The sequence below is a fragment of the Alteromonas sp. P256 genome (assembly GCF_036864455.1).
GTDB lineage: Bacteria > Pseudomonadota > Gammaproteobacteria > Enterobacterales > Alteromonadaceae > Alteromonas.
Map to the genome: position 1 here is coordinate 248,819 of NZ_JAZETM010000004.1, position 24,439 is coordinate 273,257.

Consider the following 24,439-nt stretch of genomic DNA (forward strand, 5'->3'; position numbering starts at 1 on the left):
AAGGGCTTATATCTACGCCTAATGACCCACGAGTAATGAAAATAACAAATAAGGAATAGAATAATGAAGGGGCGTCTACCAACAACACACTTTTTAAAGAGTAAGTGTGCACTGGCTATCACCACATTTTTTACCGCCAGCGTATTGTCTGCTGGCGCACTCGCTTTTGTACCATTGTCTCAAGACCAGGCACAGGACAATGGCTCTACAGTTTCCAAATCATACAGTGCTTCAGATAAAGCGGTGAGCATTGCCAAGGAAACCATTATTGTCGATGGTCATATTGATGTTCCCTATAGAGTTAAAAACCAGTGGGTTGATGTGACAAAAGCCACCGACGATGGTGACTTTGACTATCCTCGGGCGGTAAAAGGAGGGTTAAACGCTCCTTTTATGAGTATTTATGTTCCAGCCAGTTTGGATAACTCACCCGAATCAACCCAACTGGCACATTTACTTATTGACTCCGTAGAGGCTATCGTGGCGAGAGCGCCCGATAAGTTTGCCATTGCCAAAAGCCCGAGCGACGTAAAGGCACATTTTGAAAAAGGCATTATTTCACTTCCACTTGGAATGGAAAATGGCTCACCTATTCAGGGTAACTTAGATAACCTGAAGGATTTTTACGAACGCGGCATTCGCTACATTACGCTTGCTCACAGCCAGTCTAATCATATTTCAGATTCATCCTATGACTTGCGTCGACAGTGGAAAGGGCTGAGCCCGTTTGGGAAGCAGTTGGTTAGCGAAATGAACAACATTGGCATTATGCTGGATATTTCTCATGTATCTGATGATGCCTTCTATCAGGTGGTTGAGCTTACTCACGTTCCCGTCATTGCATCACACTCTTCGCTGCGCCGTTTTACTCCAGGGTTTGAGCGCAACATGAACGATGACATGATTAAAAAGCTGGGCGACAATGGTGGCGTGATCATGATTAACTTTGGCTCAAGCTTTGTTTCTAAAGAAGCGGGTCAATGGCGCACTGGACTCACTAACGCGCGAAAAGCGCTGATAAAAGCTGAAGGCGAAGACAGTCCTAAGCTCGAAGATTTTGAAGCACAGTATCGCAAAGAAGTGCCTTATCCATACTCTACACTTGACGAAGTGTTGGACCATATTGATCATGTAGTTAAGTTAATTGGCGTTGACCACGTAGGCATTGGCTCAGACTATGACGGCGTTGGCGACTCATTACCAATAGGCCTGAAGGACGTGTCGAGTTTTCCAAACTTAGTGCAAGGCTTGTTAGACAGAGACTACAGCCGAGCCGATATTGAGAAGATATTGAGTGGCAATTTACTGCGTGTATGGCAACAGGTAGAAGACTACGCAGAAACACACTAAAACACGTTTATTAAAGACGGCTGTAACTGTTGCCCACCGAGTCTTATGTAATCTAAAATATTAAAAAAAGGGGCGTTTTCACTACAGAAAACGCCCCTTTTTCTTGCTGTTTATTGCTACTGTCTATTGAATCATAGTGTCGTCAGCTTGCAATCCACACTTAGTTTAAAACGGCTTCGTTGCTTATGTTTTACTTACGTGTGCTGTACTGGCTTGTGCCACTGATTTTTAACGCAACGGTTAAACCTGCCTTACTTAAATCTGCCTTACTTAAACCTGACTTGCTTAAACCTGCTTTACTTAAAATTAGCCAGGTAATCAACTAACATCAGTTTCATGGTAGGGAACAACGGGTTTGCTTTTGGAATAGCGCATTCTTCCTGTTGATTGACCATGTTTGCATTAAAGTCCATTTTGGCAAGCAGCGCAGCGTTAACGACTAAGTCGGCATGGCAAAGCTTGTATGATTCATCAATCACGAAAAACGTGTTGATACCTTTACTTTGCGCTATCAGGTTTTCAACCCCGTAAATGGGTGTTGTTGAATCCGCCTGAGAGTGGGCAGCAAATACAGGGATGTCTATGTGCTTCTGTGCGCCAGAGCTGTTTTTATCAGCGCTGTTTTTATCAGCGCTGTTTTTTTCAAAAGTACTGCCATCAGAACTATCTTCAGTGCCATTGGAAGCATCCATCACGTCGCGAATATCATTAATGATATCCATTAGCTCTAAGCCAGCAAAACCAGCCACGTTAGGGTACTTATAAGGATTGGGACCATGAGTTTCGTAAGTGCCATCAACAATTTTGGCAAGCAATTTTATACCCCAAATTCGAGACATGCCTTCCGCGTTATCAGACAACGCTAACGCCCCCGAAAACAGCATGAGTCCATCAATATTGTTTTCCTTGGTAAGATAGTTATCAACGGCTAACGCACCACCCGTGGAAAATCCGCCGACTACAAGAGTGTCTCCCATAGTGCCAGCTAATGAAATGACATCGTCTACGTGGGCTTGCCAGCGCTCTGCAAGGTTCCAATCCGACATATCGTCATCGGCTTCTCGTAAGCCGTGACCCGGTAGCAGCGGCACCACAACTGAAAAACCTTCATCAAACAATACTTGTGCTATTGCACGCATGAAAAAGGGAGAGTCGCTTAAACCGTGCACTAACACTGCAACCCGTTCGCTATTTTTATTGTGCAAAATAAAAGGCGCATTTCCCTCGTTTCGCAAAACGTTGCTGCAAACGCCAAACTTATTTAACGCCGTTTCGCGGCAAGTCTGTGTCTGTCCCCACTCGCTCTCGTAAAAGCTTTTAAAGCGTTCATTGGCTTCATTCGCCCCAGCTAACATCGACATTAACGACAGTATGAGCGCAGAAAGTAGTTTAAAACCTAATTTTGACGACACCTTAAATCTCCACGGAAAAACTCAAAAAAACGGCGGTTAGCATATGACAATAAAAAACGGGGCCATGTTATCACGGCCCCGCTAATTGGTGTTCAAATTACCTTTAGCTTACAACAACCCGTTTAGCTGAAGAAGGCTTCTAAATCATCAGAGCCACCAATGTGCTTACCACCGATAAACACTTGAGGGACTGTTTCTCTTCCACTCATTGCTGAAAGGCTGGTTAACGTCGCATCTTTGCCCAGCACGAGCTCTTCATAATCATAGCCTTTTTCTGTAAGCAGTGCTTTGGCCTTTGCACAGAAAGGACAACCGGGTTTAGTAATGAGTGCAACCGGTGCATTCGCCTCTTCTTCAGGGGCTATGTATGCGAGCATAGTGTCGGCATCTGATACTTCAAATGGGTCGCCCGGCACATCTGGTTCAATAAACATTTTATCAACCACGCCGTCTTTCACTAGCATAGAATAGCGCCAGCTGCGTTTACCAAACCCTAAGTCTGCTTTGTCTACTAGCATGCCCATGCCATCAGTAAACTCTCCATTTCCATCGGGTATAACGGTAATATTTTCTGCCTCTTGGTCAGCAGACCATGCATTCATAACAAAAGTGTCATTCACTGACATGCACACAATGTCGTCGATACCGTGCTTAGCGAACTTTTTCGCAAGGGCGTTAAAACGAGGTAGATGTGTAGATGAGCACGTTGGCGTGAATGCCCCCGGTAAAGAAAACACGACAACGTTCTTTTTCGCAAAAATGTCGTCCGTCGTTTTCGCTACCCACGACTCACCTTCTCTACACTGAAACGTTACGCTTGGTACTTTTTGGCCTTCTTTGGATGTGAAACGGCTCTCTGACATATTTCTCTCACTATTAAAATTACTGTTACTAGGGGCTGCTTATCTTTGCTGTACAAATTTTGCTGCGTGAATATTGTTCACTCTACGTGCTTTGTGCGCACACTCACGCCACATGTTGTTTGTGCGCAGATTCGCGACACATATTAAAGGTGCAGTGATTCTGCATCTCAAGTACACAATAGAAAAACACGTTGTAACAAGACTAGTTTGTGTTAGATCACAAATCAATAGATAGCCTCTTAAAACTGCGGCACGCTCTATAAACTGCGTTACGGTGCGAGTATGCCATATCAACGGTCACTTAATCATGATTAGGTATTTAACTACATTCGTTAATATCGTTTTTGATGCTGAAGATTCACTCAAGTGTTTCTATGCTTGATTTTATGGGTTACCGACGCCGCAAATTCAACACGCGGTTCGCGCTGGTAGCACAACGATTTATTAAAGGTTTACTTGAGGGTTTGTACCATGATTATTCTCGTCGGTGGTGAAAAAGGCGGAAGCGGTAAAAGTTGCTTAGCCCAAAACATAGCAGTGTATTTGCGTACCGAAAAAGGAGCAAATGTGCTAATGGTCGACTGTGACCCTCAACGAACCACATCGGATTGGATCCAAGAGAGAAAAGCCAACCCGAGACTCGCTGAAATAAATTGCGTTCAGTTATACGGAAAAATACGTAACGAACTTTTAAATCTTCGCCAGTATTACGATTACGTCGTAATAGATTGTGGTGGGCAAGACAACCTTGCACTTCGCTCTTCTATGGCAGTGGCCGATCATATTCTTATTCCGCTTCGCCCTAAACGCAGAGACTTAAAAACCGTTCCTCACATGGAAGATATATTGTCGACGTGTAAAATGGTAAATCCAAAAATGAATGCGGCATTTGTTGTAACGCAGTGTCCTTCTCTTCCTAGCCTTGCAGGACGAATTTTAGAAGCGAAAGAGGTATGCCGCTCTTTCGGTATTCCGGTGCTTAACGCAGTCACATTTAGCCGCAATATGTATGATGACTCAGAAGAATCAGGACAGTCAGTCATAGAGAGTGAGCCAGAAGGTAAAGCCTCTCACGAAATAAGAACGTTGTTTGAAGAGCTATTAGCGGGAAAAGTGGAGGATTCGCATGAGTTTACTCAGCCTCAAAAAGTCGAAGCCGTCAGCTAAAGCCACGCTTCACACTGTCGATTCGTTTATTGACGATGCTATATCTTACGCAGCGGGTAAGGGGTTACATCAAGAAACGCCATTAGAAACGCAGGCAAACCCGCACCAAAGACCAAAAGGCACCCAATTAAAACCGTGTCTGAAAGCGGTTAAGTGTGATGCCATTCAGAAGAAGCCAAAAGGAATGCGCCATGCAACTTTCACGCTTACACCCGAATGCATTACACAGCTTTCACTACTCTCACAAGATAGTGGTGTGGCGAAATCAGCACTAATAAGAGAATGGATATCAGTTGAATTTGCCAAACGCCAAGTAACAAAACCTCTATTTACAGAAAGCGCTAGCACAGGTGGCGGTGCTAAAAAGAAATGAGCGTGGTGACTCAACACGCTTCATAAAGAAATAGAGACTATAAAACACTGAGCTTTGTTTAGGCTCAGTTCGCTTAATTATTTATACTAAAGTATAACCGCCATCTTAGACACTATTTAAAAACAGCGTATCGTCTATGCATGATGGCAGCATATCGATGCCATCATGGCGGCACTTGCTACTTAGCGCTCCAAAAACAAGGACCGCTAAAAAAAGAGCCCAAAAGCTCTATCTAAAACGCGACACCTACAACGCTATCAGCTACAGAGTTACTATTAAAAATCTTATCACGCAACTCAGGAGGAAGAACGTGGTTTACAGCTTAAAGCTCATTCACTCGCTTGTTCTTGTTCTTTCTCTTTTACTAAGCAGTATCTTCGTCACACCATCGCATGCACAAAGTTATAAAAAAAACGAATTCAATGAACTCAACGTTATTAGCGGGCTTCTAGAAGCAAAAAGGTATTCAGATGCTGACAGACAAGCGTTGCTTTTTATAGAAACGTCGCTTCAAAAAGATAACGCCTCATCAGGTTATCTACCACTGGGAAAGCTGCTTCAAACCTACTCACGATTTAAAGTTTCCAAAGCAGTATTAAACGCAGCGCTTGAAACTTATACACGTGAAGGCCAGTTACTCAACGTAGCTCGTTCACTTCTACACTTAGCCAGCGCTGAACGGCACCTTTCAAATTACGCTTCAGCAGAAGAGTATTTGCGCAGATCCCTATCGATTGCCGAAATGCGAAATGACAGACAGCTTAAAGCAAGAGTGCATTTAGAGTTAGGCATTGTATATAAAGAGCAAGATAAATTAGAGCTCGCTTTGGAGCCTTTAACGCTCGCTTTGGCTGTATTTCGAGATAACGACAACGTCACTTATTCCAGTTTGTGCTTATCTCATATTGGAGATATTTACGCTTTACTTGACCACACCTCCCTCGCCTTTACGTATTATGAGGACGCCTATTCTGCAGTTTCCGACTTGAGCGCAAATGCAGAAAATAAGCGCTTATTGGGAATGATAAAAACCAAAATGGGAAGCCTGCAGTTAAGAGACAACGAGAAAGAAGAGGCACTGCTATCAATTACTGATGGGCTTGACCTTCTTTTATCGACCAATGATGTAGGCGCTATTTTCGAGGCAAAGATGTCAATGGGCAAAGCGCTGTTAGAAACGGGAGACACAGCTAAAGGAACTGCTTTGTTGCAAGAGGCAATGAGCTTTGCATTGGAATCAGGACAAATTGGTTTAGTCAATGATGTGCGCTTAGCGCTTGCTCAGGGCTATATGCGAGAACGACAGTTTGACCTAGCTCTCGTCTTCGCCCGCGCCGGCACCGTAGACGCTAGAAAACATGGGAACGTGCGAGACCAATTGCGCTTTTTAGCTATTCAGTTAAGCGCCAATGTTAGCCTTGGCGATTTCGAGAAAGCACTGGACATACAGTCGGTGGTTCAAGAGCTTCGCGAGGCGCTTCTTAATTCCGAAACCCAGAATGCCTTAAAGGGGCTTCAAGCTGAAATTGAGCTTGTCAGGCAGTCCGGAGAGCTTGAAAAACTGGAAGAGTCCAAACAGCTTGTTATTGCAAAAGCAGAGCGAGAAAAACTAAAAAACACCCTTTTCTGGAGTGCATCTGTAGCAGTATTACTCATGCTCTTTTTAATGTGGAGTAGGTTTAAGCAGCGCCAACAAACCATTATTTTACGCCGTGAGGTTAGGCAACAAACTGAAATCTTGCAAGAAAAAAATAGTGAGTTAGAACAAGCCTACAAAACCTTAGAGCATGTTAGCTTACGCGACCCACTCACTGGGTTATACAATCGACATTACTTGGAATCGCAACTACCTTCAGAGATTAAACGCAGTCAGGCTGAAATTGCCAATATATCTGCGCCGTCAAAGCAGCGGGATCTGCTGTGTTTACTCATTGATATAGACCACTTTAAAAGTATCAATGATGATTATGGGCATTTGGCAGGCGATAAGGTGCTCGAAGGATTTTCATCTGTACTTAAAGAGGTATTTAGGCATACCGATTTAATTATCCGCTGGGGCGGGGAAGAATTTCTTGTGGTTTGCCGTCACTCCTCGCGAGAAGAGCTTCCTGAATTAGCAGAGCGTTGCCGGGCAACAGTCGCAAGCACTGTGTTTAATATTGGCAATGACAAGACTGTTAAGCTTACCTGCAGCATTGGGTTTTCACTGCTGCCACCTAACGAAATTTCTCATTTCGATAAGGCGTGGCAACGAACGTTTGCGGTAGTTGATTATGCGTTGTATGCCGCTAAACTTTCAGGGAGAAATGGGTGGATTGGACTAATCGAAACGTATCATACGACAGATGCCAATCGAACGCCCTTAGACTGTAAGTTCGACTTTCCAAGTTCAAGAATAGCAACATCATTTAACAATATCGCTAGTATTCAATGGCCTGAAGAAGTAACGAGGTAACAGTATGTATAGGGGAAATTGCAAATGCCAAGCTGTGCATTTTGAATTAGCCGATGGCAACCATTTTGAAGCTCATTCTTCAACGTCACTGCCAACAGATGACAGTAAGATACTACTTGAAGCTGATAAACAGCATGTCATTGTAGATTGCGCACCATCAAGTGTCGCACGACTCCATGCCTCAAGCGGCGAAACACATCATATTTGCCATATATGCGGTTCGCTGCTGTTTGTGGAAGTAAAGCCAAATACTTTCCAGCTTGAGGTTATGTTTACAGGGCATAGTAAGCCTGTTGGAGCTATCTAAATTGACGGCCCCATTTAATTCACTATGGCATTGACCCATTGCAGTTTCTTCGTTTGCGGCGCTAATTCTCGCTTTACAAATACTTCTCACACTTTGCTTTAGAATTAAGCTAGACTCGTGAAGTTAAGCGAAGACTAAGGCTAAAATATGGATTCTTCATTGCCTGTTCTACACTTATCAACTTGTAACAACAGCACTCAAATTATCCGGCAAAAGGAGTTTTACCATGAAAACAAAAACAATTGCGCTAGCACTACTACTTACCACCCTTGGCGTAGCAGGCTGCTCTGATCAGAAAGAAGAGCCAAAAGAAGAAGTAATGGCTGAAATGGAAAAGGCAGGCGAAGCAACTGCTGATACCTATGAAAATGCAAAAGAGAAAGCAGCAGGTTCATGGGATGAGACCAAAGATGCAACATCTGATGCCTACGAAGAAGGTAAAGAGATGGCGTCTGACGCGTATGAAAACGGCAAAGATATGGCTTCTGATGCATACGAAGACGGCAAAGAAATGGGCTCTGAAATGATGGACAAAGGCGCTAAAAAATCTGAAGAGCTGAAAGATGCTGCATCAGAAAAAATGCGCGAAGCGTGTATCAAAATGAAGAAGAAAATGGGTGGCGACGTTAGCGAATGCGACACGCAAGACTAATTTAGTGAATGCGATTCGCAAGGCTAATTCAACGAGTACGAATTTCCTAGCTATTTAGCAAGTTGCCCTGTGAAGTGTTAGTTGGCGTAAGCCAATCAACACTTCACGTTATGGAAACTACTCAACAGTTCTTGTGTTTACTCGCCGCTTTTTAACGGCCTATTATTTCATGGTACAGGTACGCAAGCCTGTTTCTCTAGCTCAGTCGCTACTTTTAATATCTTCCAAGTGATATTTATCAATAAGCGAATAAAGCGTTGGCCTTGTAACCCCGAGTAACTCCGCTGTCTTTGACATGTTCTTTTCAGCTTTTTGATAAGCGTTTCGAATTGCCTTGCTTTCCGCTATTTCTCGCACTTCTCTCAAATTTAATGTGGTGGGCTCGTCAACACCATCTGCAGGTAACAACCCTAAATCATCTGGCTGTATCACCGTTCCCTCGGCCATAATTACCGCTGATTTAAGTTTATTCTGCATTTCCCGAATATTGCCAGGCCATTTGTGAGCAAGCATGGCATTAACCGCAGATTCGGAAAAACTTTTTGCCTTCGCTTTAAATTCTTCCCGATAAGTATTGAGAAACGTTCGTGCGAGTAAAATGACATCCTGATCCCTGTCTCGTAACGGTGGGATCATAATAGGCATTTCCCCTACCCTGTAGTATAAATCTTCTCTGAATGTTTCGCTCGCTACCATGGCCTGCAGATCTCTGTGGGTCGCACAGATAACTCGTATATCAACGGGTATCTCATTTCTTCCACCTACACGTTCGATAATGCGCTCTTGAAGAAAACGCAGCATTTTTGCCTGTAAGCCAATAGGCATATCGCCAATTTCATCAAGAAATAGAGTCCCGCCCTGGGCGGTTTCTATTTTACCCAGCGTAGTTTTGTTAGCGCCTGTAAACGCGCCTTTCTCATAACCAAATAGCTCGCTCTCCAGTAAATTTTCTGGTATCGATGCGCAGTTTATTGCTACGAACGGCTTATCTTTTCGCGGGCTATGTTCGTGAATACTGCGGGCAAACACTTCTTTACCTGTACCACTTTCCCCAAGAAGCAGCGTACTGATATCAGTATTTGCTATTTTTTCTGCACGTCTTACCACCGTCTGAATGGCTTCGCTGTTTCCTACAATTCGAGACATCCCGGTACGAGTACGGGCTAAAATAGCGTTCTCGTGTTCCAATTTTGCTAAGTTTAAGGCGCGATTTACCAACAGCTTTATCGTATCTGAGTCGATAGGTTTTTGATAAAAGTCATAGGCACCGAAGTCGATGGCCTTTAACGCATTTTGTTTATCGCTGTTGCCCGTTACCACTATTACCTTTGTACGAGGCGCGAGAGAAATTATATCGTGAAGTATACGCAGTCCCTCTGAAGCGTTTGCAGGGTCTGGAGGGAGCCCTAGGTCAAGAGTAACAACTTTGGGCTCATGACGTCGCAACTGGGCAATTGCCGAGGTGTGATCATCGGCAAACACAACGTTGTAGTCGGTTAAACTCCACTTAAGCTGCTTTTGGATACCGAGGTCATCATCAACTACCAGTATGGTGTCTGTCATCTTGTCATCCTATTCTTCTACTTCATCATACGCCGCGAACAATCCACTGCGCTCGTATTTGATTGCGTGCTCAATGCGCCTAAGCGCTATTTCGCGAAAACTATCATCGCCTACTCTATGGGAAAATGCAGAGTAAAACAGCTTCCTTTTCCCACTTCACTTTGTACGGTAAGTTTGCCGCCGATAGATTCTAGGTAGGTTTTTGCATCGTAAGCGCCAATGCCCATACCTGCATTCCCCTTGGTCGTGTCAAAGGGTTTAAAGAGGCGCTCTTCAATAAAGGCTCTCTCCATGCCGGTACCGGTATCTTCAATCATGATCATTTGCGTGCGCTCTGCGCCATCAACCGTCAATACCACATCAACCTCGCCATCATCTGCGGTAGCCTGCTGAGCATTACTGATTAAGTGATAAAGTACATTGGCCACTTTCTCTTTGTCCACAATAACAGATTCTTCTTTCATCAAATGGACTTTTGGTATGGGAGAAATTGAACTGCAGCGCTGCGTTACTACCTCATTGGCAATGCGCGATAGATACTGTTCATCATTCACACTCTCTTCAATGACCTTTTTATCGGTTAATTGTTTCAGCATTTTTTCCATACGCGCTTTTGTGTGCTCAAGCGTCTCAAACGTATCTTCAATGAACTCGGGATTGTGCTTGTGCTGCTGCGCATTAGCAAGAATGAGGTCTACCTGAGCGAGCACGTTTTTCAAATCGTGCAACACAAATGCGGACATTCGATTGAAAGCTGCAAATTGTGCATTTTCAGCGACGACTTGGGCTGCTTCATGATGTTGTATAAAGGTGCCGACTTGCTCTGATACTGCGTTGAGGTAATCTTTAACCTCCCAGTTCAAACCGACTTTTTCTTTATCACCCGCGGCTAATAACGCAAAGCCCCACACCTGGGAATCTTGCATGAAGGGTATGAATAGTTGGTAATCCCACTGTTTTAAGAGTTCTCTATCAAGCTTTAACCCTTCATAGTCAAAGGGCTTCACCAAATAAGCATCCGTATCAATTACCCACCCTTTCTCACCGCTATATTCAATAAGCTGCGTGAGCATAGCGCGCTGCTTGTCATTCAAGCTTGTATCGCTAGGCGGTGCGGCCGTGGCGACGCAATCGAAGCCGCTTCTTGATACTTTGAACAACAGACCTGAATCGTATTGAATTGCATTTAGTAGACCGGTTAGCCCCGAATGATAAACGTCTGAGGTACTATCCCCTGAGCGAGTTAACCATTTTGTAAGCTTGACCCACTCCACTCGATAATCATATTGATTAGCAAAAAAGTGCTTGGTGATGAATATTTTAATTTTTGTTCGAAATGCATTTGATAAAAAGACAGTGGCTAACAAGGCGAAAGACATGACCACCAAAATAATTTGTACTGTGGCGCCCCAGCTCCCCCCTACAAAGTTAATCGCATAGCCAACAACGGCCATGACAAATAAATAGCCACCAGCCACAAGTAACAGGGAGCTATGCAGTACTACATCTCGGGAAATAAAAATGTCGATACCCCAGTGATGGATACGACGAATGGAGATAACGAGGAGCGGCATGAGCAGGAAATAGATATAACCGCGCGCTGCAATGTATCCGACTTCGACTTGGTTCACCATGGTTGCATTTGCATAGGTAACAAATTCAAATACATTTGCTGCACCAAGGTAAATGATAAGGGGTTTAAACGCCCACTGTTCCCGTCCAGCTTGGCGATAGACAACCTCGAGTAGTACCAGCACCTCCAGCGACAGCACAATGAGGGTTAGAAAACGCCACGTAGGGTCAATAGCAAATAGATAGGGAGCGACCAGTGCGACAAAAGCTGGCGCTATGATCATTAGTGTCGCAGGGCGACGAAGCACGTGATGAAGGTTTTGAAAATTCGTTTGAATACAGCCAGCAAGAAAAAGAAGCCACGCCAGCTGTTTTACAATGTCGACAGTTAACAACCCGTTTAGTGAAATAGGGCCAAACAGCACCGTAATTAAACTTGTCGACCAAACGAATGTGGTAGCAGTAGCGAGCACAAGTAAATGCTTCGCTACACCTGGCTTCCTTACCGTTAGCAATAAAAGTAGCAGTGCTAAATGCGCTAGGCTATTTAGCCCATAACCTAAATCTGAAACCATCCCTTCGCTGTCATCCTAGTAAGTCTTATTATTTGGGTGCCGATAGGCTAATTCTCTCAAGTGCTCTTTCAAAGCGCTATTCTTTTAATCGTCTTCAAGCACTTATCTTCAAACGCTTGATTTTAAATGCTCAGCGTTTTTTAACGACCAACGAGCCAATCGAGTAACCTGCACCAAATGAACATAGCACGCCCACATCACCAGAGACTAGGTCTTGATGATGCAATCCAAACGCAATCACCGAGCCTGCTGACGCTGTGTTAGCATACTCATCTAGTACAATTGGCGCTTCTTGTTGTGTGGCATCTCTGCCAAGCAGGCGCTTGCAGATCAAAGTATTCATATTGATATTCGCCTGATGTAGCCACCATCGTTTCACTTGCACAGGCGTAATATTATGTTTTTCTAAATGTGCTTCGATGTGTGAGGCCGCCATGGGACAAACTTCTTTGAACACTTTGCGCCCTGCCTGATGGAACAACTTGTCGACACCGTAGGGTTCAACGTCTTCAGCTCTGGTTAAATAACCAAAATTCGAGCGTATATTGTTTGAAAACTTGGTGACCGCTTTTGTGCTCAGCACGTCATACACATGCTCGCTTTTTGCAGTATCAGCTAATTCCATAACGGTTGCTGTGGCTACGTCGCCAAAAATGAAGTGGCTATCTCGATCGGTATAGTTTATTTGCGGCGATACTAGCTCAGGGTTTATCACCAACACTCGAGAAGCGTTGCCGGCACTTAACATTTCAAATGCTCTGTGCATTCCAAACGTTGCTGCTGAGCATGCCACAAGCATGTCAAAACCAAAACCTTCTATTTTCAGTGCTTCTTGTACTTCAATGGCAATTGCGGGATATGCCCGTTGTGTATAGGCACACGACACAATAACGGCATCTATCTCTTCTGCATTTACGTTCGCTGAATCAAGCGCCAAGCGCGCAGCTTCAACAGCTATTTCAGCCTGATGGGACAAGGCATCATCGCTGCGAGGAGAAATTTTAGGCTTCATTCGCTCAATATCCAAAGCACCTTCTTTCTGATAGATATATCGGCTTTTGATACCTGATGCTTTTTCGATGAATTCAGCACTTGAATAAGGCATTGGCGCTACGTCGCCGCTTTCGATGTCCTGTTTATTCTTTTCGTTGAAACTGTCTACATACGCATTGTAACTTGCTACCAATTCTTCGTTGGTGATGCTTTCTTCAGGGTGCCAGACACCCACGCCACTTATCACGACTTGCTGAGACATAGCTACTCTCTTCTAATTATACGCTTCTATTATTTGGTGAACTTAGATGGCAAATACAGGGGCACAAACCCTATTATTAAAGCAATCGCCTGTGCCTTGATTTACGGCTGAATCACCTACGCATCAATATTAAAGGCATCAATACACAATCTGTGTATTTGAATTAGGCAAACCTTCGACATCTTTGCTCGCTGGCATCCTATAAAACGCCACTTCTTTTGCTATAGCTTACCTCAATCAAGTCGCTCTGTAACTATTCTCCAACATCGAGGCGCGCTTACATATATCAGTGAGTTCACAGTGTGTAAATGCGCTAGAGTGACTCGCAAACCCCTGAAACATCGAGTAGGGTGAGGCGTCACCGCCTCATCCCTCTCACAGAACCGTACATACGGGCCTCGTATACGGCTCATGCACATAGTTATTTAGCGTAATTGCTAAACACATATCCCGTTGCAACATTCTCCAAGTTCATTAGCCCGAGTTCATCGAACCAACTGTTTGGCATCGCATAGCTAGCTAAGGGGCTGCGTGCACTGCACCAACTCGTCATGTTGATGTGGGCAAACTGACCTTTATAACCATGCTGTCTTAGCCAGCGATGGAGGCGGCTCGCCTTCTTCCATAACTTGAGTTGGATACTGCGCAAGCGCCTTCGTAGCCAGCTCGCAAGTTACTTGAACGCCCTGCTCGCATTGGCTATCTTGAAGTAGTAACCAAACCCTCTTAGCAGTGGGTTTAGTGCATTGATGACTGATTGCAGGGGTTTTCCGCCATTGCGTTTCGTCATCTGCTTTAGCTTCGCCTTAAACGCGGTGAGTTTCTTAGGTTGTATGCGGGTATGTTTCGTCCCGATTTCAACACCGAGGAACTTCACGCCATCGTCACTGTGTGTGATATGTGTTTTCTCCGTGTTGACACTTAGCTTTAGCTTTCCTTCTAAGATATGTGTGGCTTGTGCTTTGGCATTCTCTGCCGCTGTACGACTGCAACACAAGATAAGGATGTCATCAGCATAGCGCACTATTCTGTGCCCTCGCTGTTTCATTTCCTCATCGAACGCATCCAGATAGATGTTCGCTATCAGTGGACTTATTACCCCACCCTGCGGACTGCCTGTTTCTGTTTGCTGCCAATGTCCATCTACCATCACTCCACTTTGTAAGAACTGAGTAATAAGGCTCAGCACGCTGCCATCACGGACCCGTCTTTTGATACTCTTAATGATAAGCGTATGGTCCAGCTTATCAAAGCACTTCGACAGGTCCATATCCACCACGTGTTGACGCCTATATCGACGGATAAACATCGTGGCTTTATTGATAGCATCATGACAGCTCCGCTTCGGCCTATAACCAAAGCTTGATGGGTGGAACTGCTCTTCGAAGATGGGGGTTAGGAGGTCATTTAAGCACTGCTGAACGACCCTATCCCTTACCGTTGGGATTCCCAACAGACGCTCGCCGCCACCGTCTTTCGGGATAACTACCCGTCTTACCGGTTGCGCTTGATAGCGTTTGGTTTTGAGTTCGAGAAGAAGCTGCGTAAGTTCATTATCCAGATTTGAGGCAAACGCACTCAGGCTCTGCCCATCTATTCCGGCCGCGCCTTTCGCTTTGAATACCTTTTTAAATCCCTTGAACAGTCTTGCTTTATTAAGCAAGTGACCGTACAAACTATAATAAACCCGCACGCTTCCTCTCGAAGACAGTGTGCTGTGTGGGGCCGATACCTTCTCTTCGTGTTGGTCTATTTCACATGGTAGTTGAGCGTGCTAGCCAAATGGCAATCTACTCAACATGTCCACATTACTCCCATGTACCGTTTCGTAGCCAGTCTATCGTTTCTGCGACAAACCAAGTACAAAGACGTCGATAGCTAATCGATTCGTGTACCACTGAAAAAAAAACATCTGCTCATCACAGACTGACTATGTACTTCCGCCCTTCGCCATCCTAATCAGCTTTTGACTGATAAGGACGCCATCAAACACTGCTGATGGTCAGTTCGGTTTTATCCTCCACACCATTACTAGCTTTCACAGGCCGAACTTTACTCACTACTACGGCTTCATCTGCCACCTCACACCGATTAACATCTTGAGTCTCCCCTTGAACGTTAACCACTTACTCTAAGTAAGTTTAGGTGCCAGGCTTCCCCAGTTACTGCACTGGCTCCCTGTTAGAAATCCCACCCTCAAGCACAAAACAGGACTGACCGAGTATCGGGCTTCACGCTATTTTGCACGCTTACCCTCCTGTCTTGCCGAATCAGGTTCACTTGCGTTGTGTACCTCTAACTTCCTATGGCTTCCTTCGGACCCTGCCGTTGGCCAACAACGCCCTTGCCATTCGGATTATCTTCCCCTCAGTCAGGGTGATTCAGGTTTCTTTCAACCTGACGGGTTTGCCAGCTTCGCTGGGCAAACAAAAAAACCCGCTTTCAAGCGGGTTTTTATCACTATTACAACGCACTAGGTTGTTGTCATATTTTATTACAGCTGGCTAATTTGCCATACCGAAACGGTGCCACTTACTTCGTTACCGACAACCAGCAGCGCTTCACCGCTTGGGCTATCGTCAGCACTAACAAATACTAAACTCTCAGGCGCTAAGTCGCCAATCACATCGTCAGAGGTTAGGCCTTCAGTTAGGTCACGGTTAATTACGTATTCGGTAAATTGCGCATCATACGGATTAGTCACATCATAAACGAAAATGCCGCCCATGCGCTCTAGACCGATAAAGGCGTACGTACGATCGCCAATTTGACCAACAGTAATGGCTTCCGGCTCAGGCCCTTTGTTTTCAGAGCGTGAATCGCTTTCGTTCTCATCATTGTTGTTATTAAACTGCGCGCCGTGCACCGACGCCGTAATGCGTTCAAAATCATCACCTGAATCGAAAACCACTAAACCGTTTTGATCCCAGATTGTGAATGAACGTGCACCGTAGGTAAATGCAGCGTCGTATTCACCGTCGTTGTCAGCATCACCCATTGCTGTCGTAACACGCAAATCATCAGCTTCACCAGTAGCTTGCAACATCGCTAATTCAGAGTTTGCTTCTGCAACTAAATCATCCACTTGTACTTCATCAGTGTACGCTAAACAGCCGTCGTCTTCATCAAAAGAAACGCCACCTGCAGCGGTACATGCAGCATCATCAGCGGCATCAAAGAAGTATTCACGAGCATCACCTTCATTAGCTGTCACTATAAAGTTAGCGTCTTTCCAAGTAAAAGTAGCAAGGCTGTCTGGCTGATACACGCCGTATAAACCGGTGTACTGACCAAAGCTTACTGAACTGTCTTCTTGAATATCGATATTCAAATCAGCCCATGCTTTCGTACCTAACCCAACAACATCAACCGTTAACTCCTCTAAATCTAAAACCGCTAGGCCATTATTTTCTTGCAAGCTGACGTACGCTACGTCGTTAGTTGCTGCGATGTACTCAGGCTCTAGGTCTTGGGCCACTGTCGTTGCAATGGCAGTCCCATTGATTGTGCGACCAGATGGGTTGGGAAACATCATGCCCTGTGCCATAAGCTCGGCTTGTGAACCATTAAATGCAGTGAACCCAACGGTGGTTCCCGTTTCTTCTGGTTCACCACTGGCAAGTACATTGATAACTGATATCGAACCAACTGGGTCTACCGTGTAATCGTCCGAAGGCTCGCCTTCGTTTGCCACTAACACTTTGCCGCCATCAGGAGTGAACGTCACCATATCTGGTAATGCGCCCACTTCTACCGAATCTAAAAATGCCGGCGTTGCGCTATCTAAACCATTGTAGAAAAGCACATAACCGTTGTCAGTTTTCACTGCTGCGGATACGGCAACAGCCATAAGATCACCGCTAACCGCAATACTATTAACACCACCTAAAGCAACACCATTGACGTCCGCTGGTAAATCAACAGTAGAGGGTGTCAGGTTTATTGAGTTTATCGGGTCGCCCAACGCCGCTGTAGTGACAGTGCTTGCGGGAATAACCGCTATAGTATTCGTTGAGGTGTTAGTCGCGTAAATCGTCTGGGTATCTGCGTGATATTGAACAATTTCCGCAGCGCCCTGATTACCTAAAAATGCACGACCAACGACATCTAAGGCGATACCAATTGATGCATCAGTACCGTCAGAACCATCTGCGCCAGGTGTTCCCTGTTCACCCTGAGGCCCTTGAGCACCCGTTTCGCCTTGCTCACCATCATCGCCATCCAGACCACACCCCGTTAATGATGCAGACACAAGAAGAGCGAGTAATCCGTACTTGAATTTATTACGCACCGCCATTTTTATTTCCTTTTTATTAGTGTGTTATTCAGTGTTGAACTGTTGAAATAGGTATCGCTTCCTGCGCACTAGTACAATCAGCAGGTATAGGTATCTGTTCAACATAATTCCAGTACAACAGAAATATCATGTAACTTCTATGTATAAATTAAAGCCAGTTTATGACACAAATATTAATTTGGCAAAGGCTTTACCAAGGGCTATCAACTACATAATTAGCGATGATATTTTTCCCGCTACGTACCTCGGTCACCACTAAATAATTTAGCCACTATTGATGCAACAAAAATAAAGGTATGCTTAGCGTTAGCCTTATGACCTTTGGTCTGCACGTTTATGCGCTTTTTTGGCTTAAAAACTGCGTAAACGTGCAGACCAAAGATCATCAAGCCCAAAGCCAAACGATGTTAAAGACACAAAGGACTCAAAATGAAATTGAAATTCACCTTATCAGCGGCGGTGGCCGCAGCGCTCGCACTATCAGCCTGTGCTACCTCCCCAACTGGCAGAAACCAAGTGCTGCTTTTTTCTGACTCCCAGTTGTCTGAGATGGGAGCACAAGCGTTTTCAGGCATGAAAGAAGAACTCAAAGTTTCTACCAAGCCTGTACAAAATACCTACGTAGAATGTATTGCCAATGCAATTACTGCACAGGTGCCTGCTTCTGTATTCGATGGGCAATGGGAAGTGATTGTTTTTGATGACGAGCAAGTCAATGCATTTGCCTTACCTGGCGGTAAAATAGGGGTTTATACTGGCCTTCTTGGTGTCGCTGAAAACCAGCACCAGCTTGCAGCAGTCATTGGACATGAAGTAGGACACGTAATCGCTGAGCACGGAAACGAGCGCATGTCTCAATCTACCTTAATTAATATGGGTACTCAGGCAGCAGGCCAAGTGCTAGCAGCGAATGAAGTGCCTCAGTCTGGCCCTATTATGGCGGCTATCGGGTTAGGTATGCAGGTTGGCGTTCAATTACCTTTCAGCAGAACTCACGAATCAGAGGCCGATGAAATAGGTCTTCAGCTAATGGCAAAGTCAGGCTTTGACCCTCGTCAGTCTGTCAACCTTTGGCAGAATATGGAGGCAGCGAGTGGAGGAAATAGCCCAATGGAGTTTTTATCTACTCATCCGGCTCCACAAACGCGTATTGATGATTTAAGAGCAAACATGAGCCCAGCGCTTGCTGACTATCAAGCCACGAACAATCGTCCCAACTGTAAGCAATAATTCAAAGTAACAGTAACAAAAAAACGCCGCTTAAAAGCGGCGTTTTTGATTATCAAGCGGGCGTAGTCTTATTCGCCATCTGTTTTATGCAAATGCACATCCATTTGTGGAAACGGAATTGAGATACCTTCTTCATCGAAACGCAATTTAACCGCTTCAGTGAAGTCGAACTTAACGCCCCAGAAATCTGCTGCATTCACCCATGGGCGAACCACAAAATTCACGCTGCTATCGGCTAATTCAGACACAGCAACCTGTGGTGCAGGCTCCGTTAAAATTCGTTCATCAGCAGCAATCATTTCTAGTAGAACGGTTTTTGCTTTCAGTAGGTCAGCGTCATAACCAATTCCAACTACCATATCAACGCGACGCGTTGCTTTAGCAGAATAATTGGTGATGTTTCCACTGTAGATATTACCGTTTGGTACGATAATTTCTTTGTTATCAGGTGTTGTCATTGTGGTAGTGAAGATGCCAATCTTTTTAATAGAACCCGCTGTTCCGCCAGCCTCAACAAAATCACCCGATTTGAAGGGTTTAAATACTAGAAGCATAACGCCCGCTGCGAAATTTTTGAGCGAATCTTGTAATGACAAACCAATGGCTAGTCCAGCTGCACCTAAAATAGCAACAAGCGATGTGGTATCAACACCAAGTTGGTCTAACGATGCCACAATAACGAAAAGCATTAATATGGCGCTAATGATTGCTTCTAAGAAATCGACGAGCATGTCGTCGTATTTAGATTTGGCCATTACGCGTCTGAAAACTGATAACAACAGGCCTACGACTATTTTACCAATCACATAAATTGCGATTGCCATGGCGATATTAATACCCCATGGAATTGCGTAATCATTTATATACCTTTCAACGTCACTTGCAGAAAAGAGCGAGAGTTGTTCTTCCATAATTATTCCTTGTTGAGTTTATATTTACTATGCAACTCACGGTATCAGTAAAAACTAACATCACCAATAGTTAAACTAAGTTAATCTATAAAACTAAGCTAAAGTCTAACGCGGACGCAGCTTATAGAGGGCATTCTTTATCAAAAAGTAGTAAGTTTTATGGTTATACATTTACGTTTTCTATTGTCATTGCAAATATAATTTTGATTTCATTTCGAACTTTATTTTGTGTTCACTCACCTGTCACATTTCTCACTTATGCTTTGCACATCGTCTTAGGGCGTGTTGTTCTTTGCTGTACATTCTTGCAGCACCTGTGAGCTATTTAAATAAGGCGAATGGTTAAAGGTCTAGCGGACTAAATCGAAACCATTCAATGCAGAGCAACACGTCCCAGTTTACGTATAAATTTAAATACTCCATTTTAAATCTTCATATTGATCACGTAGATAGTTTTTTAGACAGTGTAATAAGAAAAGTGCTGATGTTTTTTTAATCAAAAAAGTTTACACTAAAGCTTCACGGATGGTGCATTAGGAAATTGCATCGACTTTTCAATGAAAGTCGGTTCATTGAACTCCTAATGCAAAGACATTAAGTGCGCTTTTGTATAAAAACCACAGCCACACTGATGCTTTAGTAGATTATTATAAAAAAGGATTATCGTATGTTGCTCTTAACCACGTTATTTGCTGTCGTTGCTGGAATTTTTGTTTATTCTTTGCGAGCAGACACCGGCAAACATACCAAACACGCGCGGGCTCATCGAGACACAAACGTCGATAAAGGCGAAAATGCAGTGCCGGCGTCTACTCACTCTCTACAGTCGGGTTCCACGGATTCAGCCCGCGCCGCGTAGACGTCTCTATTTAGCGTTCGCACTGGTCCTGTAACACTTTTTCATAATATTGAGTCGCTCATTGACCTAATTCAGTGTGCTGATGTTATATAGGACGAGAAAGAACGTGTTTAAATGTGTTATCGCCGATTTCGCTGACGTCGGCGTTGCATGTAGACCCCCTCCCCACGTATTATACGCAAAAACGACAACTGCAAATTTTTCATGCGTATACCTAGAGTTTATTACCCCGAGCCTATCGCCTTAGAACAAGAGTTTGAGCTTACCCAAGAAGCAGGACATCATGTTGCAACGGTTTTACGCCTAAAACCTAATCGACCAATTGTTTTGTTTAACGGCGATGGCAATGAGTACAGTGGAATAATCATCAGTGTACAGCGGAAAAACGTTATCGTTGAGATTGATGCCTGCTTGTCTGTCTCTAATGAGTCACCTCTGCATCTGCATTTAGGTCAAGGCGTTTCTAAAGGTGACCGAATGGATATGGTGTTGCAAAAGAGCGTTGAATTGGGCGTAAGTGAAATTACCCCAATCATTACTGAGCGGTGTGCAGTGAAATTAGAGCCATCACGCTGGGAAAAAAAGCTGCAACAATGGCAAAAAATTATCCTCGGTGCCTGTGAGCAAAGCGGTCGAAACAGAGTGCCTACGCTTAATGAACCGGTTTCCCTTGTTCAGTGGTTGTCTCAATCTACTTCTAGTTCTCGTATAGTCCTTGCTCCGGGTGCGTCACAGCCTCTCGCTAAACAACCCTACAATACCCAAGGGTACAGATTGCTAGTGGGACCTGAAGGCGGCCTTTCTGAGACAGAAATCCATCAGGCCAATGAAAATGGATACCTGTCGGTAAGCTTAGGTCCACGAATTTTAAGAACAGAAACTGCAGCCCTCACGTCATTAAGCATACTGCAAGCTCAACATGGCGATTTCTGAGTAGCCTGAATTCTGTTTAAGCAGTGGCGCAGGCATCTGTTTCATTTAATGTATATTAAAATTTTAAACTCAGTACTGCTGTCTTGAACTGTGGTATAGCGCCCCAACATAAAGGGGTATAAGGTCATAGTGACTACCGTTAATATAAAAGCGAGAACCTAATGCAATATACTGTCGGCGTAATCATGGACCCCATTGAGGCCATCACACCACACAAAGATACCAGCCTCGCAATGATGCTAGAAGCCCAGCGCCGCGGTGCAACTGTAGTGTATTTTGAACTTAAGGATCTTTACTTAGAAAACGGTAAGCCAATGGGTTTGGCGAAAACGGTAACAGTGAAAGATCAGCCCGCAGACTTTTACGATATTACCGACACCAATGCGGTTCACCTTGGTGATATCGATGTATTGCTTATGCGTAAGGACCCGCCATTTGACAGCGAATTTCTCTATGCCACTCAAATGCTGTCGTTGGCACAAGATGCAGGCGCCCTTGTGGTAAATAACCCTCAGGCGTTGCGAGATTACAACGAAAAGCTGTTTACTTCATACTTCCCTGAACATATTCCCGCTACGCTTGTTGCTAATAACCAAGTGCCAATTCGTGAATTTCACGCTAAGTACCAAGATATTATTTGTAAACCTCTTGACGGTATGGGCGGAGCTTCCATATTTCGTGTGAAGCCTGACGGCAATAACCTTGGGGTCATCATTGAAACGCTGACTCACCTAGGCGCGCGCTATATGATGGTTCAAGAATATTTGCCGCAAATAAAAGACGGTGACAAGCGCGTACTCATTGTAGACGGTGAAGTTATTCCTTATTGCTTGGCTCGTTTACCAACCAAGGGAGAAACTCGGGGTAATTTAGCCGCTGGCGGTACCGGACGGCCCCAACCCATTTCTGGATCAGACAGAGCGTTAGCAGAAGCCATTGCACCAACGCTGAAAGAAAACAACATTCTTTTTGTTGGGCTTGATGTGATTGGCAATAAAATAACGGAAATAAACATTACTAGCCCCACATGCGTACGAGAAATTGAACGTCATTTCGGTATCAACATTATGGCGAAGCTGTTTGAGGCAATAGAGAAACGCTTGGCACTGAAGGCTTAGTGCACCTCAGGTTTGGTAAAGCACAGGTTTGGTAAAACCCAGGTCAAGTAAAAGCTAGGCTTGACGAAACTCAGCCTTTATAAAAACTGAACGCGATGAACTTTGAGAGAAATAAACTGAAAGTGAAAAAAATATGACAGAGTTAACCAGTTTAAAAAATCACTTTTTGGTAGCAATGCCAAGCCTAGACGATCCTTATTTTTCTCGTTCTTTGATTTATGTTTGTGAGCATGACTCAGAAGGCGCCATGGGTATTGTGGTTAACCAACCCTCCACAATGAATGTGAAGCAACTTTTAGAGCAAACCGATAAAGAACTCACGGTGTCAGACGATAAAGCCGAAGACATCGTACTCGCAGGCGGTCCGGTCAGTCAGGAGCGAGGGTTTGTATTGCACTCTACACAAAAGGGCTGGGCCTCGAGTTTAGCCCTAGCACCAGGGGTGATGGTAACAACGTCAAAAGACATTTTAACCGCCATAGGTAACGATGAAGGCCCTGATGATGCCATTATTGCGCTGGGGTTTGCCGGTTGGTCTAAAGGGCAATTGGAGCAGGAAATGCAAGATAACGCATGGCTGACGATTGAAGCTGATGAGGAAATCTTGTTTCACACTCCCATCCATAAGAAATGGCAAGCTACTGTCAACAAGCTTGGCGTCGATGTGTGGCAATTAGCGCCAGGCTCTGGTCATGCCTAAAATGGGAAATAAACTTGGCAACAGAACCATACTTTCCTTCGATTTTGGAACTAAAAGCATTGGCGTTGCCGTAGGCCAAGAAGTCACAGGAACCGCATCGCCCCTTCCTGCTTTGAAAGCCAGAGACGGCATTCCCGATTGGGACCTTATCGAAACCTTATATAAGGATTGGCTTCCTGATGTGGTCGTTGTTGGGCTACCGCTAAATATGGACGGGACCGAGCAGCAGATGACCCAGCGGGCTCGCAAGTTTGCTAACCGCTTGCACAATCGCTTTAGGGTTAAAGTGGAGGTGTGCGACGAGCGGCTAACTACCACCGACGCTAAAGCCATGCTGTTCGAGCTAGGTGGGTATAAAAAACTGACAAAAGAGAAAGTTGATAGTGTGTCGGCGTGCGTTATTTTTACTAGCTGGATAGAAAGCGCCTACGAGTAAGGCTTTAAAACGATTTTTAAGCGTCGGCGCCTGAAAATGTGCCCTCTACTATTAGCCCTTTGGATTCTCGTAGCCTTATAGATCATCGCCGCATTGCCAGCAAACTTCGAACGCACTGCCATTTTCTTCACCGCAACGGTTGCATACCCATTCGCGCCCTTCTTGGCCCTTACCACCTTGGCTAGATGCGAAGTTGGCTTTAATGCCGTTTACCACCTTTGAAGCGCGATGAAACCACGTGTCGTCAACCAGCCACAGCTCTTGCTGTGCCTCTTGCCAGGGCAATTCACCAAGTGCTCCGCTAGCAAATTCATTTTTTACCATGTAGGGAATACTAAGCGCATCAAGCTCGCTGCGCACTGCCTGAAGTTCAAACGCATCCTCAGAGGAAAACAGTTTTTTCAAGCAGTC

The 24,439-nt window shown here is 44.6% G+C and carries 21 protein-coding genes; 12 read left to right on the forward strand and 9 right to left on the reverse strand.

The features are described 5' to 3' along the window. Positions 1-63: 63 nt before the first annotated feature. Entirely contained in the window at positions 64-1,350 is a 1,287-nt protein-coding gene (locus V7R39_RS08875; RefSeq protein WP_334030134.1) for a dipeptidase, read from the forward strand. A gap of 296 nt (positions 1,351-1,646) precedes the next feature. Here V7R39_RS08875 and V7R39_RS08880 read toward each other — a convergent pair whose 3' ends face one another. Both V7R39_RS08880 and V7R39_RS08885 read right to left on the reverse strand, forming a co-directional pair. After that, positions 1,647-2,711: an alpha/beta hydrolase gene (locus V7R39_RS08880; protein ID WP_438823531.1), complete on the reverse strand. Its 1,065-nt coding sequence runs from the start codon at positions 2,709-2,711 to the stop codon at positions 1,647-1,649. Positions 2,712-2,884: 173 nt separating this feature from the next. Further along, on the reverse strand, positions 2,885-3,625 hold the full coding sequence (locus tag V7R39_RS08885; protein ID WP_334030136.1) for a glutathione peroxidase: 741 nt from the start codon (positions 3,623-3,625) through the stop codon (positions 2,885-2,887). Between the two features lie 471 nt (positions 3,626-4,096). Here V7R39_RS08885 and V7R39_RS08890 point away from each other — a divergent pair, with 471 nt between their 5' ends. From V7R39_RS08890 to V7R39_RS08910, 5 genes are all read left to right on the forward strand, one after another. Further along, the gene (locus V7R39_RS08890) at positions 4,097-4,792 is read left to right on the forward strand and encodes an AAA family ATPase (protein ID WP_032097450.1); all 696 of its coding nucleotides are present in this window, start codon (positions 4,097-4,099) and stop codon (positions 4,790-4,792) included. Further along, positions 4,752-5,165: a replication protein RepA gene (locus tag V7R39_RS08895; protein WP_334030138.1), complete on the forward strand. Its 414-nt coding sequence runs from the start codon at positions 4,752-4,754 to the stop codon at positions 5,163-5,165. Before V7R39_RS08890 ends, V7R39_RS08895 begins: the two co-directional genes overlap by 41 nt. Positions 5,166-5,475: 310 nt before the next feature. Next, a complete protein-coding gene (locus V7R39_RS08900; RefSeq protein ID WP_334030140.1) occupies positions 5,476-7,620 on the forward strand; it encodes a diguanylate cyclase in 2,145 nt (714 codons plus the stop codon). Positions 7,621-7,624: 4 nt separating this feature from the next. After that, complete coding sequence (locus V7R39_RS08905; protein ID WP_334030142.1) at positions 7,625-7,927, forward strand: ADP-ribosylglycohydrolase; 303 nt, start codon at positions 7,625-7,627, stop codon at positions 7,925-7,927. A gap of 226 nt (positions 7,928-8,153) precedes the next feature. Further along, a complete protein-coding gene (locus V7R39_RS08910) occupies positions 8,154-8,579 on the forward strand; it encodes a hypothetical protein (protein ID WP_334030143.1) in 426 nt (141 codons plus the stop codon). Positions 8,580-8,780: 201 nt separating this feature from the next. Here the strand turns inward: V7R39_RS08910 and prsR are convergent, their stop codons facing one another. The 5 genes from prsR to V7R39_RS08935 form a co-directional block, all read right to left on the reverse strand. Continuing rightward, positions 8,781-10,142 (reverse strand): PEP-CTERM-box response regulator transcription factor, encoded by a 1,362-nt coding sequence (prsR, locus tag V7R39_RS08915; RefSeq protein WP_334030144.1) that lies wholly within the window; start codon positions 10,140-10,142, stop codon positions 8,781-8,783. A gap of 110 nt (positions 10,143-10,252) precedes the next feature. After that, a complete protein-coding gene (gene prsK, locus V7R39_RS08920) occupies positions 10,253-12,289 on the reverse strand; it encodes an XrtA/PEP-CTERM system histidine kinase PrsK (RefSeq protein ID WP_334030146.1) in 2,037 nt (678 codons plus the stop codon). Positions 12,290-12,419: 130 nt separating this feature from the next. Beyond that, the gene (locus tag V7R39_RS08925) at positions 12,420-13,544 is read right to left on the reverse strand and encodes a beta-ketoacyl-ACP synthase III (RefSeq protein WP_334030148.1); all 1,125 of its coding nucleotides are present in this window, start codon (positions 13,542-13,544) and stop codon (positions 12,420-12,422) included. 673 nt (positions 13,545-14,217) lie between these two features. Continuing rightward, positions 14,218-15,237: a group II intron reverse transcriptase/maturase gene (ltrA, locus tag V7R39_RS08930; protein ID WP_334030149.1), complete on the reverse strand. Its 1,020-nt coding sequence runs from the start codon at positions 15,235-15,237 to the stop codon at positions 14,218-14,220. Between the two features lie 801 nt (positions 15,238-16,038). Further along, positions 16,039-17,841, reverse strand: a complete 1,803-nt coding sequence (locus V7R39_RS08935; RefSeq protein ID WP_334030151.1) for a choice-of-anchor I family protein — start codon at positions 17,839-17,841, stop codon at positions 16,039-16,041. A gap of 429 nt (positions 17,842-18,270) precedes the next feature. On the opposite strand from V7R39_RS08935, the gene V7R39_RS08940 reads away from it, so the two are divergent. After that, on the forward strand, positions 18,271-19,071 hold the full coding sequence (locus V7R39_RS08940) for a M48 family metallopeptidase (RefSeq protein ID WP_334030152.1): 801 nt from the start codon (positions 18,271-18,273) through the stop codon (positions 19,069-19,071). A gap of 68 nt (positions 19,072-19,139) precedes the next feature. Here V7R39_RS08940 and V7R39_RS08945 read toward each other — a convergent pair whose 3' ends face one another. Then, the gene (locus V7R39_RS08945; protein WP_334030153.1) at positions 19,140-19,982 is read right to left on the reverse strand and encodes a mechanosensitive ion channel family protein; all 843 of its coding nucleotides are present in this window, start codon (positions 19,980-19,982) and stop codon (positions 19,140-19,142) included. Positions 19,983-20,649: 667 nt separating this feature from the next. Between V7R39_RS08945 and V7R39_RS08950 the strand changes: the two genes are divergently transcribed. The 5 genes from V7R39_RS08950 to ruvX all read left to right on the forward strand — a co-directional run bounded on the left by V7R39_RS08950 (position 20,650) and on the right by ruvX (position 24,028). Then, entirely contained in the window at positions 20,650-20,841 is a 192-nt protein-coding gene (locus tag V7R39_RS08950) for a hypothetical protein (protein ID WP_334030154.1), read from the forward strand. Positions 20,842-21,045: 204 nt separating this feature from the next. Next, the gene (locus V7R39_RS08955) at positions 21,046-21,774 is read left to right on the forward strand and encodes a 16S rRNA (uracil(1498)-N(3))-methyltransferase (RefSeq protein WP_334030155.1); all 729 of its coding nucleotides are present in this window, start codon (positions 21,046-21,048) and stop codon (positions 21,772-21,774) included. A gap of 161 nt (positions 21,775-21,935) precedes the next feature. Further along, entirely contained in the window at positions 21,936-22,892 is a 957-nt protein-coding gene (gshB, locus tag V7R39_RS08960) for a glutathione synthase (RefSeq protein ID WP_334030156.1), read from the forward strand. A 133-nt stretch (positions 22,893-23,025) separates the two neighbouring features. Beyond that, a complete protein-coding gene (locus V7R39_RS08965) occupies positions 23,026-23,592 on the forward strand; it encodes a YqgE/AlgH family protein (protein ID WP_334030157.1) in 567 nt (188 codons plus the stop codon). Beyond that, positions 23,585-24,028: a Holliday junction resolvase RuvX gene (ruvX, locus tag V7R39_RS08970; RefSeq protein WP_334030158.1), complete on the forward strand. Its 444-nt coding sequence runs from the start codon at positions 23,585-23,587 to the stop codon at positions 24,026-24,028. Before V7R39_RS08965 ends, ruvX begins: the two co-directional genes overlap by 8 nt. A gap of 75 nt (positions 24,029-24,103) precedes the next feature. Here the strand turns inward: ruvX and V7R39_RS08975 are convergent, their stop codons facing one another. After that, a complete protein-coding gene (locus V7R39_RS08975) occupies positions 24,104-24,433 on the reverse strand; it encodes a putative signal transducing protein (RefSeq protein WP_334030160.1) in 330 nt (109 codons plus the stop codon). Between the last annotated feature and the right edge of the window lie 6 nt (positions 24,434-24,439).

Excerpts from the sequence above, each read along its gene's own strand:
- V7R39_RS08875 (WP_334030134.1), top strand. The coding sequence starts at position 64 with ATGAAGGGGCGTCTACCAACAACACACTTTTTAAAGAGTAAGTGTGCA.
- V7R39_RS08880 (WP_438823531.1), bottom strand. The coding sequence starts at position 2,711 with ATGTCGATGTTAGCTGGGGCGAATGAAGCCAATGAACGCTTTAAAAGC.
- V7R39_RS08885 (WP_334030136.1), bottom strand. The coding sequence starts at position 3,625 with ATGTCAGAGAGCCGTTTCACATCCAAAGAAGGCCAAAAAGTACCAAGC.
- V7R39_RS08890 (WP_032097450.1), top strand. The coding sequence starts at position 4,097 with ATGATTATTCTCGTCGGTGGTGAAAAAGGCGGAAGCGGTAAAAGTTGC.
- V7R39_RS08895 (WP_334030138.1), top strand. The coding sequence starts at position 4,752 with ATGAGTTTACTCAGCCTCAAAAAGTCGAAGCCGTCAGCTAAAGCCACG.
- V7R39_RS08905 (WP_334030142.1), top strand. The coding sequence starts at position 7,625 with ATGTATAGGGGAAATTGCAAATGCCAAGCTGTGCATTTTGAATTAGCC.
- V7R39_RS08910 (WP_334030143.1), top strand. The coding sequence starts at position 8,154 with ATGAAAACAAAAACAATTGCGCTAGCACTACTACTTACCACCCTTGGC.
- prsR (WP_334030144.1), bottom strand. The coding sequence starts at position 10,142 with ATGACAGACACCATACTGGTAGTTGATGATGACCTCGGTATCCAAAAG.
- prsK (WP_334030146.1), bottom strand. The coding sequence starts at position 12,289 with ATGGTTTCAGATTTAGGTTATGGGCTAAATAGCCTAGCGCATTTAGCA.
- V7R39_RS08925 (WP_334030148.1), bottom strand. The coding sequence starts at position 13,544 with ATGTCTCAGCAAGTCGTGATAAGTGGCGTGGGTGTCTGGCACCCTGAA.
- V7R39_RS08935 (WP_334030151.1), bottom strand. The coding sequence starts at position 17,841 with ATGGCGGTGCGTAATAAATTCAAGTACGGATTACTCGCTCTTCTTGTG.
- V7R39_RS08940 (WP_334030152.1), top strand. The coding sequence starts at position 18,271 with ATGAAATTGAAATTCACCTTATCAGCGGCGGTGGCCGCAGCGCTCGCA.
- V7R39_RS08945 (WP_334030153.1), bottom strand. The coding sequence starts at position 19,982 with ATGGAAGAACAACTCTCGCTCTTTTCTGCAAGTGACGTTGAAAGGTAT.
- V7R39_RS08950 (WP_334030154.1), top strand. The coding sequence starts at position 20,650 with ATGTTGCTCTTAACCACGTTATTTGCTGTCGTTGCTGGAATTTTTGTT.
- V7R39_RS08955 (WP_334030155.1), top strand. The coding sequence starts at position 21,046 with ATGCGTATACCTAGAGTTTATTACCCCGAGCCTATCGCCTTAGAACAA.
- gshB (WP_334030156.1), top strand. The coding sequence starts at position 21,936 with ATGCAATATACTGTCGGCGTAATCATGGACCCCATTGAGGCCATCACA.
- V7R39_RS08965 (WP_334030157.1), top strand. The coding sequence starts at position 23,026 with ATGACAGAGTTAACCAGTTTAAAAAATCACTTTTTGGTAGCAATGCCA.
- ruvX (WP_334030158.1), top strand. The coding sequence starts at position 23,585 with ATGCCTAAAATGGGAAATAAACTTGGCAACAGAACCATACTTTCCTTC.